Origin of the sequence: Pseudoalteromonas sp. SIMBA_162 (genome assembly GCF_046535955.1) — a bacterium.
GTDB classification, from domain to species: domain Bacteria; phylum Pseudomonadota; class Gammaproteobacteria; order Enterobacterales; family Alteromonadaceae; genus Pseudoalteromonas; species Pseudoalteromonas marina.
This window is the reverse complement of sequence record NZ_JAWJBQ010000030.1, coordinates 19,112-37,678: the sequence shown is the minus strand read 5'-3', so window position 1 is coordinate 37,678 and position 18,567 is coordinate 19,112. Positions and strand designations below refer to the sequence as shown.

General features: G+C 39.6%; 18 protein-coding genes and 2 tRNA genes. 5 read left to right on the top strand and 15 right to left on the bottom strand.

Features of this window, described 5'->3' with window-relative positions; all coding sequences use genetic code 11:
* The 12 genes from R0J88_RS17125 to R0J88_RS17070 form a co-directional block, all read right to left on the bottom strand.
* Positions 1-73 (bottom strand) — tRNA-Lys (locus tag R0J88_RS17125).
* 171 nt (positions 74-244) lie between these two features.
* Entirely contained in the window at positions 245-994 is a 750-nt protein-coding gene (ybgF, locus tag R0J88_RS17120) for a tol-pal system protein YbgF (protein WP_410900522.1), read from the bottom strand.
* Positions 995-1,007: 13 nt separating this feature from the next.
* Positions 1,008-1,550, bottom strand: a complete 543-nt coding sequence (gene pal / locus R0J88_RS17115; RefSeq protein WP_058404868.1) for a peptidoglycan-associated lipoprotein Pal — start codon at positions 1,548-1,550, stop codon at positions 1,008-1,010.
* Between the two features lie 34 nt (positions 1,551-1,584).
* On the bottom strand, positions 1,585-2,943 hold the full coding sequence (tolB, locus tag R0J88_RS17110) for a Tol-Pal system beta propeller repeat protein TolB (RefSeq protein WP_010557248.1): 1,359 nt from the start codon (positions 2,941-2,943) through the stop codon (positions 1,585-1,587).
* Positions 2,944-2,952: 9 nt separating this feature from the next.
* Complete coding sequence (gene tolA / locus R0J88_RS17105) at positions 2,953-3,879, bottom strand: cell envelope integrity protein TolA (RefSeq protein ID WP_006794473.1); 927 nt, start codon at positions 3,877-3,879, stop codon at positions 2,953-2,955.
* A gap of 4 nt (positions 3,880-3,883) precedes the next feature.
* Entirely contained in the window at positions 3,884-4,312 is a 429-nt protein-coding gene (gene tolR / locus R0J88_RS17100; RefSeq protein WP_410900521.1) for a protein TolR, read from the bottom strand.
* Positions 4,299-5,003: a protein TolQ gene (gene tolQ, locus R0J88_RS17095; protein WP_006794475.1), complete on the bottom strand. Its 705-nt coding sequence runs from the start codon at positions 5,001-5,003 to the stop codon at positions 4,299-4,301. The genes tolR and tolQ overlap by 14 nt, the downstream gene beginning before the upstream one ends.
* Positions 5,004-5,977: 974 nt before the next feature.
* Positions 5,978-6,985 carry a Holliday junction branch migration DNA helicase RuvB gene (gene ruvB / locus R0J88_RS17090; protein ID WP_039037913.1) on the bottom strand — a complete coding sequence of 336 codons (1,008 nt, stop codon included), beginning with the start codon at positions 6,983-6,985 and terminating at the stop codon, positions 5,978-5,980.
* 7 nt (positions 6,986-6,992) lie between these two features.
* Complete coding sequence (gene ruvA / locus R0J88_RS17085; RefSeq protein ID WP_006794477.1) at positions 6,993-7,610, bottom strand: Holliday junction branch migration protein RuvA; 618 nt, start codon at positions 7,608-7,610, stop codon at positions 6,993-6,995.
* 2 nt (positions 7,611-7,612) lie between these two features.
* A complete protein-coding gene (gene ruvC, locus R0J88_RS17080; protein WP_008131991.1) occupies positions 7,613-8,137 on the bottom strand; it encodes a crossover junction endodeoxyribonuclease RuvC in 525 nt (174 codons plus the stop codon).
* A 129-nt stretch (positions 8,138-8,266) separates the two neighbouring features.
* A complete protein-coding gene (locus R0J88_RS17075) occupies positions 8,267-10,768 on the bottom strand; it encodes an ABC transporter permease (RefSeq protein ID WP_410900520.1) in 2,502 nt (833 codons plus the stop codon).
* Positions 10,758-11,471, bottom strand: a complete 714-nt coding sequence (locus R0J88_RS17070; protein WP_248520297.1) for an ABC transporter ATP-binding protein — start codon at positions 11,469-11,471, stop codon at positions 10,758-10,760. The genes R0J88_RS17075 and R0J88_RS17070 overlap by 11 nt, the downstream gene beginning before the upstream one ends.
* Between R0J88_RS17070 and R0J88_RS17065 the strand changes: the two genes are divergently transcribed.
* From R0J88_RS17065 to R0J88_RS17055, 3 genes are all read left to right on the top strand, one after another.
* A complete protein-coding gene (locus tag R0J88_RS17065) occupies positions 11,472-12,095 on the top strand; it encodes an arylesterase (protein ID WP_410900519.1) in 624 nt (207 codons plus the stop codon). It abuts the gene before it with no gap.
* Positions 12,096-12,205: 110 nt separating this feature from the next.
* A tRNA-Pro gene (locus R0J88_RS17060) sits at positions 12,206-12,282 on the top strand.
* Between the two features lie 468 nt (positions 12,283-12,750).
* A complete protein-coding gene (locus tag R0J88_RS17055) occupies positions 12,751-13,335 on the top strand; it encodes a hypothetical protein (protein WP_410900518.1) in 585 nt (194 codons plus the stop codon).
* Positions 13,336-13,480: 145 nt separating this feature from the next.
* On the opposite strand, the gene R0J88_RS17050 is transcribed toward R0J88_RS17055, so the two are convergent.
* Complete coding sequence (locus tag R0J88_RS17050; RefSeq protein ID WP_006794483.1) at positions 13,481-13,729, bottom strand: hypothetical protein; 249 nt, start codon at positions 13,727-13,729, stop codon at positions 13,481-13,483.
* Between the two features lie 103 nt (positions 13,730-13,832).
* On the bottom strand, positions 13,833-15,470 hold the full coding sequence (locus tag R0J88_RS17045; RefSeq protein ID WP_410900517.1) for a cyanophycinase: 1,638 nt from the start codon (positions 15,468-15,470) through the stop codon (positions 13,833-13,835).
* A 240-nt stretch (positions 15,471-15,710) separates the two neighbouring features.
* On the opposite strand from R0J88_RS17045, the gene R0J88_RS17040 reads away from it, so the two are divergent.
* Positions 15,711-16,628 carry a M14 family metallocarboxypeptidase gene (locus R0J88_RS17040; protein ID WP_410900516.1) on the top strand — a complete coding sequence of 306 codons (918 nt, stop codon included), beginning with the start codon at positions 15,711-15,713 and terminating at the stop codon, positions 16,626-16,628.
* A gap of 86 nt (positions 16,629-16,714) precedes the next feature.
* Positions 16,715-17,146, top strand: a complete 432-nt coding sequence (locus R0J88_RS17035) for a hypothetical protein (protein WP_410900524.1) — start codon at positions 16,715-16,717, stop codon at positions 17,144-17,146.
* Positions 17,147-17,174: 28 nt separating this feature from the next.
* Here R0J88_RS17035 and ccoG read toward each other — a convergent pair whose 3' ends face one another.
* Complete coding sequence (ccoG, locus tag R0J88_RS17030; RefSeq protein WP_410900515.1) at positions 17,175-18,554, bottom strand: cytochrome c oxidase accessory protein CcoG; 1,380 nt, start codon at positions 18,552-18,554, stop codon at positions 17,175-17,177.
* Positions 18,555-18,567 lie beyond the last annotated feature (13 nt).

Sequence of the window (18,567 nt, the reverse complement as noted above, 5' to 3'; positions counted from 1 at the left end):
TGGGTCATGATGGATTCGAACCATCGACCAATTGATTAAAAGTCAACTGCTCTACCAACTGAGCTAATGACCCGCTCTTTTTGCAACATTTTGAGTGGGGTAACCATTCGTTTGCTGCGGGCGCTTATAATACTTATTTATAAAATGAGTGCAACCGAAATTGTCTCTTTTTTTAAGTTTTTATGCCTAGTTGACCAATTTTAGACCGCTTATGACAAAAAGCAGTCTAATCAAGCTGATTCAATTAATTAGACAGGCGATCTGTGGCTAATTTTGCAGCCGTTGTACTTGGGTACTGCGTAACAAGTTCGTTAAGTATTTTTAACGATTCGCCTGTCAGTCCTTGCTCTTTTAAAAGCGTGCCTAATTTTAACATGGCGTCTGGGCGTTTATTTGAATTTGGATATTCGTTTACAACCACTCTAAAGTGATCAACCGCTTTAACTCCATCGTTTTTAATTGTTAATAATTGACCTAACCAATAGTGTGCGTTTGACGCATACACAGATTCTGGATATGTATTTAAAAACGTTTGAAACTCTGGAATAGCCTGATCGTAGCGTTTATCTTTCATTATAAGTGCAACAGCACGCTCGTAAGCCTCATTCTCAGATAAATCACTGCTATATGCTTGTGAGTCATTAGGTTGTGCATAGTCGGTTGCAGGCACTGCTGCAGGCTGTGAATACGCTTGACTAACACGGTTTTCAATCTCTTGATAAAGCTCACGCTGACGCTGAAGTACTTTTTCTAGTTTATAGCTTTGCTCTTCCGTCACTCCACGAATTTGGCTTACTTCATCTTGAAGTAAATTAAGTTGCTGTTGTAACTCGGCTTGCAAGAAATTACGCGATTGCATCATACTTTCTAACGACGCTAAGCGCTTCTCAATACTTGACTGTGAACTCGCAGCTTCTGAAACAGGAGCGGGAGCAGCCCATAACTGGGTGCTCCCGCTCAATATCATTGCTGCCAAAATAATTTTCGGCTTCATAATATCTCTTATCTTAGTAAACTAATACCGCACGGCGGTTTTTAGCGAAAGCTGATTCAGTGCGAGACTTAACCATTGGTTTTTCTTCACCGTAGCTCACTACTGACATTTGGCTAGCTGATACACCTAAGCTTAGCAGGTATTTTTCAACTGACTGACCACGGTTTTCACCTAGTGCAATATTGTACTCTGGCGTGCCACGCTCATCTGCATGGCCTTCAATTAATACTTTAACCGATGGGTTTTTTACTAAAAAGTCAGCATGTGCGCGAAGTAAATCAGCATATTTGCTTTCAATTGTCGCTTTATCAAAATCAAAGTAGATTACTTGCTCTTGACGAAGTGCTTCGTATTTTTGACGAAGTTGTTCTTCAGCACGTTCTTCAGGCGAAATTGTTGCTACTTCAACTGTATCGTTGCTAGTTGTTTGCTCAACAGCAGTTTGATTAGATTGGTTTGCAGCACCTTCGTCGATATCTGAAGATGAGCTACAAGCTGCTAATGTCATTACTGGCACAGCAATTAGCAGGCCTTTAAGTATTTTATTAAGTTGCATTGAGTAGATTCCTATTTTGAGTAAACCAGTAACATTACTGTAAATATGGCGACCAAGCTGGTGCCTTTACTTGTCCGTCTAGCACAGGTAATCGTGCTTTAAAGCGGCCGTCCATCGATACTAACGCCAGTACCTGTTTGTTATTATGGAGCGTGCTGTATATTATCATCGAGCCGTTTGGCGCTATACTCGGTGATTCATCTAAGCGAGTTCGCGTTAATACTTGAAACGCGCCAGAAGCTAGCTCTTTTTTAGCAAGATGGTACTTACCGTTCGTACGATTAACCATCACTAATTCTTTACTGTCAGGCGTAACTGACCCTGCAAGATTCATATCGCCATCAAACGTTAGGCGCTTTGATCTGCCAGTTTTTAAATTTAACTTATAAATCTGAGCATTACCACCCCTTTCCGAGGTAAACACTATATCTTGACCATTTGGGTACCAAGATGGTTCAGTATCTATGCTACGGTGGTTTGTTAGGCGTGTTTCTTTACGCGTTGCCAGGTTTAGTAAATAAATTTCCGTTGCACCTGTTTTATCTTTTGAAAGGACTAATAGAAGCTCTTTACCATCAGGTGAAAACTGCGGCGCACCATTAATCCCACGATAGCTGGCTACCACTTCTCGCTTACCTGTATATAAGTCTTGGATATATATTTGGCTTTGACGATTTTCAAACGTTACATAAGCAAGCTTGGTACCATCTGGTGACCATGCGGGTGACATTAACGGCTCTTTAGAGCGCAAAAGTACTTGTTCGTTGAATCCATCGTAATCGGCAACAACGAGTTGATACGGCTTATCGTCTTCGTCACGCACAATCACATAGGCAATTTTAGTTAAAAATGCACCTTTTTCGCCTGTTAGTTTTTCATAAATCACATCACTAATACGGTGTGAATAGCGGCGAAACCCACTTTCGGAAATAACGCTTTCTCTGGCTTCTAAAATGTGGTCTTGGCTTTTTACTAATTGCCCATTAGACATCATTTGGGTGTTGCCACCCGTGATTTGACCACGAATTACATCCACTAATTCATAGCGGACTAAGTATCGGCCATCGGTTTGCTGTTCAACTTGACCAACTAAAACGGCCTCAACCCCTTGATTAACCCATGAGGCATAATCAATTGCTTGGTCCTCGCTTGGTTGTTGTGGCATTTGCGCAACATCAACCGGCTTAAACTTACCACTTCGGACTAAATCAGCTGCAATCACATCACTTAGTTTTTGTGGGATCGGACCTATTCCGGTGTATTTAAATGGCACAATAGCAATAGGCCTTGCGCCGTCAACACCTTCGGTAATTACAATTTCAAGTGCAGCATTTGCAATGCCTTGAAACCCTAGTAGCAATACTACACAGGCTACTCTTAGTTTATTGAACATATCATTCCTTTAAAATTCTGGCTTGATTGTTAAGTTAATATTTTTTAGCTGGTCAAACACGTCTCTGTCTTTAGACACAGGTAATGTGTCGGCCATACGAACCGCTCTGAGCGCGGCTTCACACACTAGCTTATCACCACCTAAAGACTTAACTTGCGTAACTAAACCATTAAAGCCAAGACGAATATTCACTCGACATTGTTGGTTTTTCATTTTTTCATCAATTAACAAGTTTTGTTGGATACGCGCCATAATCAAAGCACGGTATTTGTCAACTTCACTCGCAACTTGTTGCTGGCGTATTTTACTACGTGCAGCCTGCTCTTTAGCAAGTTGTTCTTGTAATATTTGTTCTTGTAATGCTTGTTGACGCTTACGTTCAGCTTCGGCTGCACGCTCTTTAGCTTCTTGCTCACGCTTAATACGTTCAGCTTCTGCTTTTTTTAGCGCTTCTTCTTCGAGCTTACGTTTATCTGCCGCCGCTTTTGCTGCCTTTTCGGCCTCTTGTTTTTGCTTTTCTGCTTGCTTAGCTTTAGCACGCTCTTTTTGCTCTATCTCACGCGCCTTTTTTGCTTGAGCTTCAGCTTGTGCTTTTTCTTTCTCTTTAGCTTTGCGTTCACGCTCAAGCTTTTTGATGTTTCGAGCCTCAGATTCACGTTGTTTGCGAGCATCTGCAGCCCTGCGTTCTAAATCACGTATCCGCTTATCTTCAGCACGCTTTTTATCTTTTTCTTTTTTTTGTAGCTCAGCAATTTTTTGCTCAACCATTTTTTGGTCAACTGTTACCGCAGAAACAGCATTGTCGGGTTCAGGTATGGCCGTATTTAACGTCACTTCCATTACTTTAGGGGTTGGTGCATGAATGTTAGCTGACGCGTACAACAATCCGCCCAAACCTAAATGCAAAACCACCGATTTTACTAATGCACTACTCATCCAGTTAATTCCCCTCAAAGGATTCGGTCATCAATCCCACTGACGGCACACCTGCGTTTTTCAAAAAATCCATTAGCAATAGCACTTCTTGATACGATACTTTACCAGAACCTTTAATCATTACAGGTACATCTGGATTTTTCATTAACTGCAATTTAATCACTGCGGCTACATCGAGTGCTTCCATTGGTTCCTCTGGAGCAGTACCTACACTGACGTAATATTTACCCTCAGCATCAATAGACGCAATGATTGGTGGTGTATCTTTTGTATCAACTAAATCAGATTCTTCCATTTTTGGTAAATCTACTTTTACACCGTGAGTGATTAGTGGCGCAGTCGCCATGAAAATAATCAGCAGCACCAACATTACATCGATATAAGGTACTACATTAATTTCTGCTACTGGGCGGCGCTTTTTACGATGATACATTCGCTTGTGCCTCTATTTGTGTAGCTGCTTGACGGTGTAAAATATTAGCAAACTCTTCCATAAAGTTGATGTAGTGAGATTCAAGCTTTTCAACACTGTTTGAAAAACGGTTATAAGCAATTACAGCCGGAATTGCAGCAAATAAGCCCATTGCCGTAGCAATTAGAGCCTCTGCTATGCCAGGAGCAACCATTTGTAATGTGGCTTGTTTTACTTCACCCAATGCAATAAAGGCATTCATAATACCCCACACAGTGCCAAATAAACCGATGTAAGGACTTATAGAACCGACCGTTGCCAAGAACGATAGGCTTTTTTCAATTTTTTCGATTTCACGGGACAACGCTACACGCATTGAACGATGCGTACCTTCCATGACTATACTTGCGCCTTGAAATGTATTTTTTTTATGACGCGCAAATTCTTTAAAGCCTGCCGTAAATAACGCCTCAATACCATGAGACTGAGCACTGCGAGATGAAATTTCGTTATAAAGCTTACTTAAATCAATGCCTGACCAAAACTTTTGCTCAAACTTTTTAGCATTCGAAAGCGCATCAGAGATTGCTTTTTTACGTTGAAAAATAATAGCCCACGACATAACCGACATGGCAACTAGCCCTAACATTACTAATTGTACAAGCAAACTGGCTTCTAAAATTAGATCCAAAAAATTAAGCCCTGATCCCACATTAAACTCCTAAATAGTATCAAAATACGTCAATTGTAATGATTTGTGCAATTATGACCGCAACTAAGGTCAATTAGTTGCATCTAGTGTATCGAGTCCATTTCAAACTAACAACGATATTGCTATGAATAGCCAACAAAAAACGTTAAAAATCGGCTATGTTGTTTATTTTTTACGCCTGGTTATATAAATTTTTATTCAAATAAAATAAAAACTCAGGTTCAGCTGCGTAATTATATAAATAAACATCATAAAACACGCCATTTATTCAAAATTAATGCATAAACACGCAAAACCACGTTAACGTTACCTACCAGAATACTAAAACTAATACCGAACAATTATACAAAAATATACTTAAGTACTATTTTTCATTAACTTATAAAATATATGGTTATTTAACGAACAATTTACAAACTACAACAAAACTAAATACATTAGTTTTTTTAATCTGAAAAAACAAATTTTCTAGTTTGAACAATTTTTAGATATTCCGTATTATTCTCCCATACCGAGCTAGCGCATTAAATGAAACTGTTTCATTATGTCCTGTTCTTAGTAATATGATTTTAAGTCGTATTACATTGTTTTACTCTATTTGGATAAAACCTAACAGTGTAAAACATGGTTCCCCCAGATTACTTCCTTTAACTTGTTGTTAGCCCGCATTATTTGCGGGCTTTTTTTTACCTGAAATTTGGCCTAGACCAAAATATACAGATTCATTTAATATTGTTTATTGAGCCAGAAATTTAGCACTAAACCTAGCCAGCCATAGTCAGCACTGACTAAGTTGAATTTTATGAAAGGCACAATAGCCACATACGCCTTAACGCTCTGTGAATTGTTGGTTAACCAGAATTCAGGCTAGTTAATGGTAAAGCAAATGACTTTTAGTAGATAAAATACGTTATAAACGGACGTGCCCTTGCTAACGGTTATTTTTAGCAAGGGTTTAGGAAAGGTGTTTAAAATTAGTCTTTTTTAGGTAACAAGCCAAAATGATGGTACGCATTGTCTGACACAATACGTCCGCGCGGTGTGCGCTGAATAAACCCTTGTTGAATTAAAAACGGTTCAATAACATCTTCTATTGTTTCACGCTCTTCACCAATGGCAGCGGCTAAATTATCGAGCCCTACAGGACCACCCATGAATTTTTCAATGATGGCTAATAAGTATTTACGATCCATATAATCAAAACCGCTTTTATCTACGTCAATCATGTCAAGTGCTTGCTGCGCAACGTCTGCATTTACAGTGCCGTCAGATTTAACCTGAGTATAATCTCGCACACGGCGCAATAAACGATTAGCAATACGCGGCGTACCTCGTGATCGTTTAGCTATTTCACTAGCGCCATCGTCGCACATTTCTAAATCAAGATAATGAGCTGAGCGGCCCACTATATGCGATAAATCCTCTACTGAATAAAACTCTAAACGCTGCACTATGCCAAAACGGTCACGTAGTGGAGATGTGAGTGAGCCTGCACGTGTTGTTGCGCCTATTAACGTAAATGGCGGCAAATCCAGTTTAATAGAACGTGCAGCAGGGCCTTCACCTATCATTATGTCAAGCTGATAGTCTTCCATTGCAGGGTAAAGTATTTCTTCAACCTGTGGGCTTAACCTGTGGATCTCGTCGATAAACAGTACATCGCCTTCTTCAAGGTTTGTAAGAAGTGCCGCTAAATCGCCTGCTTTTTCAAGTACAGGTCCTGAGGTGGTTTTAATATTTACGTTTAATTCGTTTGCTACAATATTCGCCAGCGTGGTTTTTCCTAAACCTGGCGGACCAAATATTAATAAATGATCAAGCGCTTCATCGCGGCTGCGTGCAGCTTCAATAAATATTTCCATTTGCTGCTTAACATGCGGTTGACCTCGGTAATCAGCCAACAGTTTTGGCCTAATTGCTCGGTCAATCGAGTCTTCATTTGTTTTTTCAGTCGCGTCAATTAAGCGATCCGCTTCAATCATGGGTTACTCACAACATCGATTTTAAAGATTCTTTTATAAGAACCTCAGTAGACATATCCGGTTTACTCACCGATTTTACTGCTTTTTGTGCCTGTGGCAATTTATACCCTAATGCAACAAGTGCAGAAACGGCATCATCCGCTGCATTATTAGCCACTAATGCATCGCTGTGAGGCTCTATAACTGCGCTATCGCTAAATGGTGTAAATAAATCATTACCCCAATCTTTTAGACGGTCTTTCATCTCAAGCACTAAACGTTCAGCTGTTTTTTTACCCACACCCGGTAATTTAACCAGCGATGTAGCATCTTCATTATTTACACAGCTAACAAACTGTTGCGCCGACATTCCCGATAAAATAGCGAGCCCGAGTTTTGGCCCTACACCATTAGCTTTTAAAAGCTCTCTAAATAATGCGCGCTCTGTTTTATTATTAAAACCAAACAGTAACTGCGCATCTTCACGCACTACAAAATGAGTATAAACAATCGTGTTTTCACCCACTTTTGGTAAGTCGTAAAAACAGGTCATTGGCATTTGTACTTCATAACCCACGCCGCTTACTTCAAGTAAAATTTCGGGGGGTTGTTTTTCAACTAAAATACCATTTAAGCGGCCTATCATTGTTATTTCCTTAAGCGTCCTCTAACGGTTTTGCTTGCGCTTCCCGCTAGTTTAATTAAATTTTGTTCTGAATGAGCATGGCAAATTGCTATTGCTAATGCATCTGCTGCATCGGCTTGAGGCGTACCTGGTAATTTTAGAATATTTTTTACCATATGCTGGACTTGGCTTTTGTCTGCACCACCGTTGCCTACTACAGCTTGTTTAATTTGCCTTGCCGAATACTCAAACACTGGCAAATCAGCCATTGCAGCACCCACAATGGCAGCACCACGCGCTTGGCCAAGTTTTAATGCAGAATCGGGATTATGAGCCATAAATACTTTTTCTATAGCAAACGTTTCAGGCGAAAACTGCTCAACAAGTTGAGTGATGCCCTGGTAAATCATTTTAAGGCGTACCGGAAAAGGATGATCGGCTAATTTTATACAACCACTGCCTAAATAAGTAAATTTAGCACCTTGGTGAGCAACTACACCGTAACCAGTCAAACGCGATCCTGGGTCGATCCCTAAAATAATGGCCAAATCACATTCTCGTTGTTTTTATTGTAAATTAGGCTAATAATGCCAGAGCACTGTATAAAATACCAGTACCAAGCAAAAACAAAAATGCTCGCTTAAATAGCGAGCATTTTAAGCGCAATAATAGTTAGTTTACCCTAAAGCGCGAACTAACCCTTGGGTGTTTTGTTTAAGGGTACGGGCAATCATTAAATAACCCAACCCGGCTACAAATAAACCACCAGCAAGCGGGCCTATAATCCATATATGTGGATGAAGCTTGCCCGTAAGTTCAAACATTTGTTGCTGCACAATCAAAAGCGCTAAGTCGCTAAAAAATGCAGCAACTAAACCGGCTAAGCCACCTAATAATAAAAACTCGTACAAGGTCGCGTTTTTAATTAAACGGCTTTTAGCACCTAATGTTCTTAAAATTACAATTTCTTGCATGCGTTCACCTAAGCTCGCTTGCACTTGCGAAATCAGTACTAATGCACCGCACAAAACAACAATGGCAAGTACAAAACCAATGGCGAGTGAGACTTGAGATATTGTGGTTTGTATTTGCTTTACAAAGTTGTCTACATCGATTGCAGTAATGGTTGGATAGGTGCGCAACAGTTGGCTAAAGTCGCGCTTTTGCTCAGGTTCTATCCTAACCGACGAAATATACGTTGCCGGAAAATCTTTAAGTACATCAGGGCTGAGTATAATAAAGAAGTTGGGTTTAAGCGTTGCCCAGTTAACTGTACGAACGCTGGTAATTTTAGCATCGAACGACTGCGCGCCAATTAAAAAGGTAAGTGTATCGCCAATTTCCACATCAAGGCGCTCTAACATCGACTCTTCAACTGATGCCTCGGCCACTGCGTTTTCACCAAACCACTCGCCTTGAATTATCTCGTTTTGAGCCGGTACATTTTTAAGCCACGTTAAGTTTAGCTCACGGCCAATACCCGAACGCGCTTCTTCGTCTTTTTTCTCATTGTCTTGAAGAGATACTTCCCGTGCAACCAACTCACCATTTACCGCGTTAACACGCCCTCGAATCGTTGGGTAGAAGTCAGACACTAATATATCTTTCTCAGCAAGGTAGTTATTGATTGGTTCAAGATCGTTTTGCGTAATATTAACTAAAAATGCATTTGGCGCATCGCTTGGTAATTGCGACTGCCAATCAGCAATCATGTCATTTTTAAGCACAACTAAAAACAAAAGCAGCTTAATGGCGAGCGAAAAACTAATAAGTTGAACTGCATTTACATTGGCACGCTTTTGAATCGACGCAATAGCCAATGACCAGCTATTACCTGGTTTTAAACCCAGTTTCCGGCCACCGCCAAATATAAGTTTAGATATTAAAAACAACACGCCAATTAAAGTTAGTGTGGTTATAAATAATATTAGCGTTATTTTTATATTGTTACTAAATAACCACATTAACAAAAACACGGTCAATGCACTCATACCCAAGTGCACGCGGCTCACCGCTAGTTTGTCACCTAAATTACGACGCAGTACCCTAAGCGGCGGAATATCGAACAAATCAAACAACGGTTTAATAGAAAACATAACGGCGCAAATTACACCCGTACTAATTGCTACAAGCCAAGGCTTAAATCCACCCATGGGCAATTCGCTTCCCATACTTTTTGAAAGGTATCCGGTGGCTATTTCTTGCAAGCCGTAACCAATCAATAAACCTATACTCACAGCCATTGCACATACAAGCAATAAGTGAAGCATGTAAATTTTACGGATCATTGAGCGACTGCCGCCCAATGTTTTCATCATCGCAACAGGGTCATATTGGCGCTCGCAGTATCGTTTGGCTGATACAGCAATCGCTACTGCAGCCAAAATAATACCTAGTAAACCCGCTAACAATAAAAAACTCTCTGCTCGGTTTAAACTGTTTGAAATTGGTGATTGACGGTCTTTAACACCGTACCATTGTTGGTTTTCTTTCATTTGTGGTTTTAGCCAGTCATAAAAGCTGTTTATGTCGTCTTCACTACCTGCATAGAGCTGACGGTAAAAAACACGGCTACCAGGCTGAACAACCTCTGTTTTTGGTACATCTGCAATATTTATTAATACACGACGGCTACTTGAAAATACATTGAATGGCGCATCAGGCTCCTCAACAATCACTTTTTCAACATTAAATAAAGCAGCACCTAGCTCAACTTGCGAGCCAATATCAATATTCAGCGAGTAAAAAACAGACTCACTGAGCCATACATTGCCTGGATTTGGGCCACCGTTTGCAATAACCGTTTCACCCAGTAATGTGTTTTTTACTTTTAGCTGCCCTTTTAACGGGTATGCGTCTGACGCTGCTTTCACCGAGCTAAATTGCATTTCGTCATTAGCAAATAACATGGTGTCGAAGTACACCATTTGCGCGGTTTGTAAGTTTTGACTTTTAGCTTGCTCAATAAAAGCGGTGTCAATGGCATGGCTGCTTGCCAATACTCGGTCAGCAGCAATAAACGCACTGCTTTTTTGTGCAATGCTTTGTGCTATTCGATCTGTCACCATAGACAAGGTAAGTACAGTTAATACCGCTAAAGCAATAGCTGCACTAATTACCGTTAGCTCACCTCTTCGAAATTCTCGCGCAAATAATTTAAGCGCTAATTTAGCCCACATTTGCAACGTCCTCTGCTTCACTTTTTACAAGTAAGCCCGCTTCTATCTGAATAATATGCTCACATTTTTGAGCGAGTCCTTCATCGTGCGTCACCAAAATTAGCGTTGTACCATGTTGAGAATTTAAGTCGAACAACAGCGACTCAATCATTTTGCCGTTCTTACTGTCTAAGTTAGCTGAAGGCTCATCGGCAAATAAAATCTTGGGTGTGCCAATAAAAGCGCGGGCAATAGCAACACGCTGTTGCTCACCACCCGAAAGCTGAGATGGGTAATGATCTGTTCGGTGGCTTAGGCCTACTTTTTCAAGCAAAGCAAGTGCCTGCTCCTTAGCATCACTTTTTCCCGCTAACTCTGCAGGCAACATTACGTTCTCAAGAGCGGTTAAGCTTTGCACCAACATGAAAGACTGAAATACAAAACCAATTTTAGCGGCACGAAGTGCTGCACGCGCTTCTTCATCTAAATCATGAAGCGGCTCACCGTCTAAAAATATTTCGCCATTACTCGCTGTATCCAAGCCTGCTAATAAACTCAACAAAGTAGACTTACCTGATCCCGACGTGCCAACAATAGCAACAGACTCACCGTGCTTGACATTAAAGCTGATGTCGCTGAGGATGGGCAACTCACCTTCAAAGGTAGTTACTATTTTAGACAAACCATTAACTTGAATTATATTTAATTGAGAAAGCGCTGACATATGACTCATTCAATCCTTCGTTTAGTATTCATTTTATTTTTAGTTATCAAACCGCTGAGTGCAGCAGCCGACAACACGATTTTGATACTTGGTGACAGTTTAAGCGCAGCCTATGGCCTACAACAAGAGCAAGGCTGGGTAAAATTGTTACAAGATAAGTACAATGACGAGCAAGCCGACATTGCACTTGTAAACGCCAGCATTAGTGGCGAAACTTCTGGCGGTGCACTGCGCCGTTTAGATGCATTACTTACCCAATACCAGCCAACACACGTGCTTATAGAGCTTGGTGCAAATGACGGTCTTCGCGGCTTTCCGGTAAAAAAAATGCAAGCTAATTTGACCGCGCTGATACAAAAAAGCCAAGCAGCTAGTGTAATGACCGCATTAATGGAAATTTACATTCCACCTAACTACGGCCCTCGCTACAGCAAAATGTTTACTGATAGTTTTAGCCAAATTAGCGAAGAAACTAATACGCACTTATTAAACTTTTTTATGCTCAATATCGCTGATAAACCAGAGCTAATGCAAAACGATGGGTTACACCCTAACAAAAAAGCACAGCCGTTGATACGTGATGAGATGTACGACTCGATCAAAACTTGGTTGAATAAAGACTAAAAAAATAACCTAGCTTAAGTGGGCTTTTTAGCTCACTTGCCTAATAAACACCCAAACAAACAATCGCTTATTGATTTTTAAAAAAATACACGTACTATTGCACTCAACGTCGGTATGTAGCGCAGCCTGGTAGCGCACTGTCATGGGGTGGCAGGGGTCGAGAGTTCGAATCTCTCCATACCGACCATTTAACTCCCTCCTGTTTCTATAATTAACCTTCAAAAAAGTATTAACCTGAAAAATAAATTTACTTAGAGATTACTTAAACCAGCGGTTAAATGACTAAAAATTGCGCCTAGAAAACAGTGTCTATCAATTGGTCCTTACTCAGTATGCAGCAATATCTTAAAACCATCCTTACGTGTCGACATTTCACCAGGTGCTGATTACTAACTTAATAAAACGACAAAGTAACAAAACCGTTTTTAGTTTTTTAAAAGCACATGAAGGCGCTAAATATACTTTAAGTATATTGTTATTCGCTTAAGCATAATCTGGATGAAATATAACAAGCGCGGCTAACGATACACGTTTAATTTACAAAAAATCCCAACAAAACTTCTCAGTATAGTAAAGAAAACAAATAAGCCTGCACACTTATTGAGCATTTTATTTAATTAACATATGATAGGATTTTATTTTTACGGTGTTGAACATGGACTTTTCAGCTGAAGAATTAAACTTTATCTCTGACTTATTTAAGCCAGAAGATCAGGAAGTAAAACCAAATCATAAGCTTACTTTACAAAGTAGTGTGCCCGCAGGCATTGCGCACCTATTAAGCAATGCAAGCTTAACGCTATTAGCAAAAGTTGCGCACTATCAATTGTGGTTTCCGCTTGATTTAAAAATAGATCCCTCTGGGGTTATTAACCCAACACTCAGTGCGCCTGAAGTTATTGATACTAAAGGCACGCAACGCAGTTGGCGTTGGAGCCAACTCAATATAAAAAGCGAAGGTTTTTATATTGAGTCTATATCTAGCACAGGGATATTTTTAAAACCTCTAAAAGATAACAGCCGACTGGGTAATATGAAAAACGTGCAGTTTACATTACCAAACGAAGAGTGTATTTCAATTGATATAGAACCTATTAGGCAAAATAAATCAGGAATGGCTGCAAAAATTACGCGTATTAATACTGGAAAAGAGCAGTTAAGAACCTACCTATTTGAAGAGCATAAACGCCAATATTCGGCATTATATGAAAATGGTCAATTAGTTAACGAAATAAGTTAATATGGGAGTTATGTAGTAAAAGCCTACATTTATTTCGACTAAATCGATTCCTAACCTTTTATATCTCTTAGCCTTACTTTACGTTTCAACTCATTTTAAATTTTGCAAAAAAAAAGCTAAACAGCGCTTATTGATTTATATGTAACTAGTGTTTGGGCTTTACACCGTTACGAACCATATCTTGCCCATTAGTATATACATCTTCGGTGATACCGCGAGCCAATAATAACTGCTGTTTATCATCAAATACGGCAATAAAACGGGTACCGTCTGAGTTTTTAGTGGCCATACCAACGCCAGATACCCCTTTTAACCCATAGCCGCCACTTTCAACTTCCAATAAAAAAGCCTCTAAGTCAGCTAAGTTATCGATTACATCACTTTCATTATTCATTTTAAAATTCTTTTAATTTCTCTGCTTTATGCAAAGTAGTTATACGTAATGCTGGTTATTTTATCGAGCTGGTACTTAAAATCCAAATATTTACGCCTTAAACTTAAAACGACTCGACCACCAGCGATAAATTACTCACAGCACAACCAAATGGTTTGGTGTTTATTCGGTCATAGCGTGTATCAGCATTTGTATTCAGGCTAATTAAAAATTCATCTTGCTGAGCAACCGCACTTTGCTCTTGAGCGAGGCACATAGCTTGTGTCAAAGAGCGTAATTTAGCATCCGTCAATATGCTACCAAAACGCTGAACTGGCAATGGCGGAATTTTTATTGAGGGCAACGTTTTCCCCAATGTGCGCTCGCTCAAAGTAAATGAGTTATTGCTCACATCAATTACACTGCCAGAGGGCCAATAAGAATAGCGGTATTTCTGAGGTTTTGAATTTGTCTTTTGCTCAGGGGGATGCACAGCAATGTTTGTTGCCTCGGGAGTTAAATGGACCACACCATTTTCACCTACGACCGTCATTAAATTACCTTCTGGCGATTTTATGACGACCAAGGCGGTATTCTCGTCTACACCAAAACCATACTGTGATGTAGCTTTACCATTGCTTAAAGTGTCAATCATCATGGCCAATTTAAAAGTTTGGTTTTGCTCACTAAAGTGCGTACTTAACACACCATAATTAAACGTTGCTAAGCCCTTTTTAGTGGTCAGGGTTTCCCCTTTTAGTACATTTGTACTTGTTACGTTTTTATTTGTAATTAAGCTATTACCTTGTATGGCGCTCCCCTCACCTATTCCCACAATAACCGGGCTTGTTATAAGTGAATTTGTCCATGGGTAAGGCTCGTTTTCATCATTAAATAAAACGCTATGCAATAACGCAGTATCGCCACTATGAAACATAACGCCGGTACTGTTTTTTATTAATGTGGTTAATGCAACTACTCCACTTTTACACAAGCCGTATTCGGTTTGAGTTTGCAAAGGATAAATTGACTCTCGGTTATACACTTGCATAGCGCTGTTTCTTAGTGAAGGCAGTTGATCGCACCGACCCGTGGTTATTGCCTTTGCAAGTGCAGGCGTTAATGCAAGCCACTTGGTACTTATTTGTGATTCTGCTAAAAGAGATGTTGCCGCTTCAGCATACGCGTATGGATCACGACGCGCTGCAGTAATAACAAGCATGGTCGGTTTAGCGCTATTTACTCTTAGGCTACCGGTAATAAATTGTAAAATATCATTATTTTCATAGCGTGAAGTATTAATTGCTTTGCTATTTATTTTTTTATCATTCTTACTTTCTGACACTTCGAGCATATCAAGCACATAATTGTATTCGTGCACCGATAAGCTTTCTAATTGCAAATTATCTACGTCACGCCACTGCCACAGTAAATTTTGCTTTGACACATGCTTAGGTTCATTCTTTTGTAATTGCTTTAGCACATCTAGTGTCGCATCTTTATTGGAAAGGCTACTGGTTGGCCAGTTTTTTGCTATGAGCTTTATTTTATTAATAGTAGGTGAGTATATTTTTTGGGTTAAATTTTCAACCTTCTCACTCCTAGTACACGAACTTTCAGCGCACATGCGTGGCTCTGATCCTAATAAAACTAATGTTTGGCTTTGTTGTTGCGCGGCTAAATCAACCGAAAATACAGTACTTACTAGTGTAAAAATCGCTGTTAATAGCATGTATTTATTAAATAAAATTTGATTGCTCATAGTAATAGTCTTAAAAGTGGCAAAATGCGCTGCAAGCTTATCAGTTTAGTGGCTTGGGCTAAATACCTCGCTTACATAACTAACGGTGTATTTAATTCACTTTTCTTTATTACAGCTTTGGATTAGTTTTTTAAGAAGTAACTCAATTATATCGATACATCGCATTAAGTTGCAGGCTATTTTAGTCAGCGTTAAGCTAGCGCTTTATTTCATTAAATATTGATATACCAAGGCTTTATAATGACTGACAGCACATACCCAATTGGCACACCCGGTACTAAATGGAACGACGACGATAAAGCTCAATGGCTTGCGAGCCAAGTTATAAAGCGTAGCTACCAAAATGAAGTGTTAACGTTAATTAACGAGCTTAAAGGCACATTAACGGTTGAGCAATATGGTGAGCTTAATTACAACGATGGCTGTTATCCATTATATGCCCTGCAAACACCTAATTTTGATGATACCAAACCAACGGTTTTAATTACCGGTGGCGTGCATGGCTACGAAACCAGTGGTGTACATGGAGCGCTTAGATTTGCAAAAACCTCTGCTTTAAATCATTCAAAACACTTTAATATAATTATTACTCCCTGTATTAGCCCTTGGGGTTATGAAACAATTAACCGCTGGAACCCAAGCACAATAGATCCTAACCGCTCCTTTTACGAAAATAGCCCAGCACACGAGTCTGCCGCTGTTATGGCCTATGTAAAATCATTAAATATTGATCTACTAGCACATATTGATTTACACGAGACAACAGACTCCGATAACAGTGAATTCAGGCCAGCGCTTGCAGCACGTGAAGGCACAACTAATACAAACTGGAATATTCCTGATGGGTTTTACTTAGTTGCTGACAGTACAAAGCCAGAGCCAGAATTTCAAAAAGTGATTATTGAGGGCGTTGCAAAGGTTACGCACATTGCACCAAGCGATGAAAACAATGCATTAATAGGCGTACCGCAGGAACAATTTGGCGTTATAAATTACGCAGCACGCCAATTAGGTTTATGTATGGGCTTTACTGATGCTCCTTTTGTAACAACAACAGAGGTTTACCCAGATAGCCCTTCAGCCAATAGTGAACAATGTATATTAGCGCAAGTTGCTGTTATTGATAGTGCTTTAAATTATTTACGAAATGAAGGCTAAATTACTAGTTGCTATGTTTAGCATAAGTGTGGTTTATTAAACGTAGTAACAAATTTGTAATATAAAATAGAGAAATAGCCTTGCAAGTGGATAAAAATAAGCATTATGACTTTTCATTAAAAAATGACTATGGCGACGTTAATTTTTATGTAGATAACAACATAATTGTTGCTGATTTTTCAGGTAACATCGATACCGATATTCTAAGTGTTTTTGGTGAAAAGCTTATTAGTACTACTGCACAATTTAATGGCAACCCTTGGGGCTATATTAGCGACTCACGAAAAGTATTAGCAGCGACGCCTGAAGCCGAGTTATTGCTCACTAAAATTGGCAAAAAAATGCAAGCTGCAAATTGCTATATCAGCGCTTATGTAATGACATCGGCCATCGCAATCAGCCAAATGAAACGGGTTTTAAATAGCGTTGGCAGAGACGGAACTAAATGTATATTTAGTGAGGTTGAAAGTGCCAAACAATACGTTATTAAGCACCTTAAAAACAGCCAAGCGGATTAATTATTTAATCAACTTGGCGTTTAATTACTTAGTTTTTATAAAACTGACTGTCCTTGGTGATGGTAATACTCGCATCTTCCTGCGCGGTAACTACAAATCTTAATTTACTTACTTTTTGTTTAATATCGTAACCATCAGCGGTAACCGTAACCGGTATTTTTTTCATTAAACCAGGTTGTACGAGTGTTGCCTTTGGACTTTTAAGCGTTGCCCCAGGTAACCCCTCAATAGCGATTGTGTAGTGCATTGATTGCTGTGTTTTGTTAATAATGGTTAGTGTGTATGGGTTTTCAACTAGGCCCTCATAATTTACTCTGTAGAGTGCGTTTCTATCACGAAGCACTGAGGCCTCTATGGGTGTACGCTGCATCATCCATGTAAACATCGATAGGATAAGTAAGGCAGTTAACGTGCCATAGCCAACAAGCTTTAATCTAAATGGGTTAGTTTTTTTACCCTCCATTTGTTTTTCACTCGCGTATTTAATTAAGCCTTTGTCGTAGCCAAACTTATTCATTGTGTCATCGCAGGCATCAATACATAAACCACAGTTTATGCACTCATATTGCAAGCCATTTCTTATATCAATACCCGCAGGGCATACCTCCACACATAAATAACAGTCTACACAATCGCCTAGGTTTAATGACTTTGGATCAGCTTTACGCTTTCGTGGTCCACGGTTTTCTCCTCGTTCAGCATCATAAGTAACAACTAAGGTATCTTTATCAAACATCACTGACTGAAAACGAGAATACGGGCATGCAATGGTGCACATTTTTTCTCTTAAAAAACCAGCATTACCGTACGTACACCCAGCAAAAAAAAGCACCCAAAATGTGGTAATGCCAGACCAATCAAACGTAAGCATGCCTAGGTATAAATTTTTAGCCGGAATAAAATACGCCATAAATGAGGTCGCTGTTAAAACCGAAATAACTATCCACGCGCTGTGTTTAGCTATTTTTTTACGCCACGTGCTAAATGTCCATTTTGACTTATCTAATTTAATGCGCTGATTGCGTGTACCTTCTATTCGTTGCTCAACCCATGTAAACATCAACATCCATATTGTTTGCGGGCACGTGTAACCGCACCAAACTCGGCCAAGCCAATTAGTAACAAAAAATAACGCAAAGGCTCCCACCATAAAAAGCATGGCTAAAATCATAAAGTCTTGAGGAAGAAGTGTTAATCCAAAAATAGTAAAGGTTTGTGTTGCGACATCTAACAGCACAGCCTGCTGACCGTTATATTGAATCCATGGAATGGCAATAAACGTTAACATTAGCAACCAGCCTAAATTACGGCGTATACGTTGAAAAAAGCCTTTTTGCTCGCGAATATAAATTGGCCCTGAGTTATAGGGCTTAATGATCATGTCTTGCTCTTTAATATCAAACTTCATGTTACTTACTTAA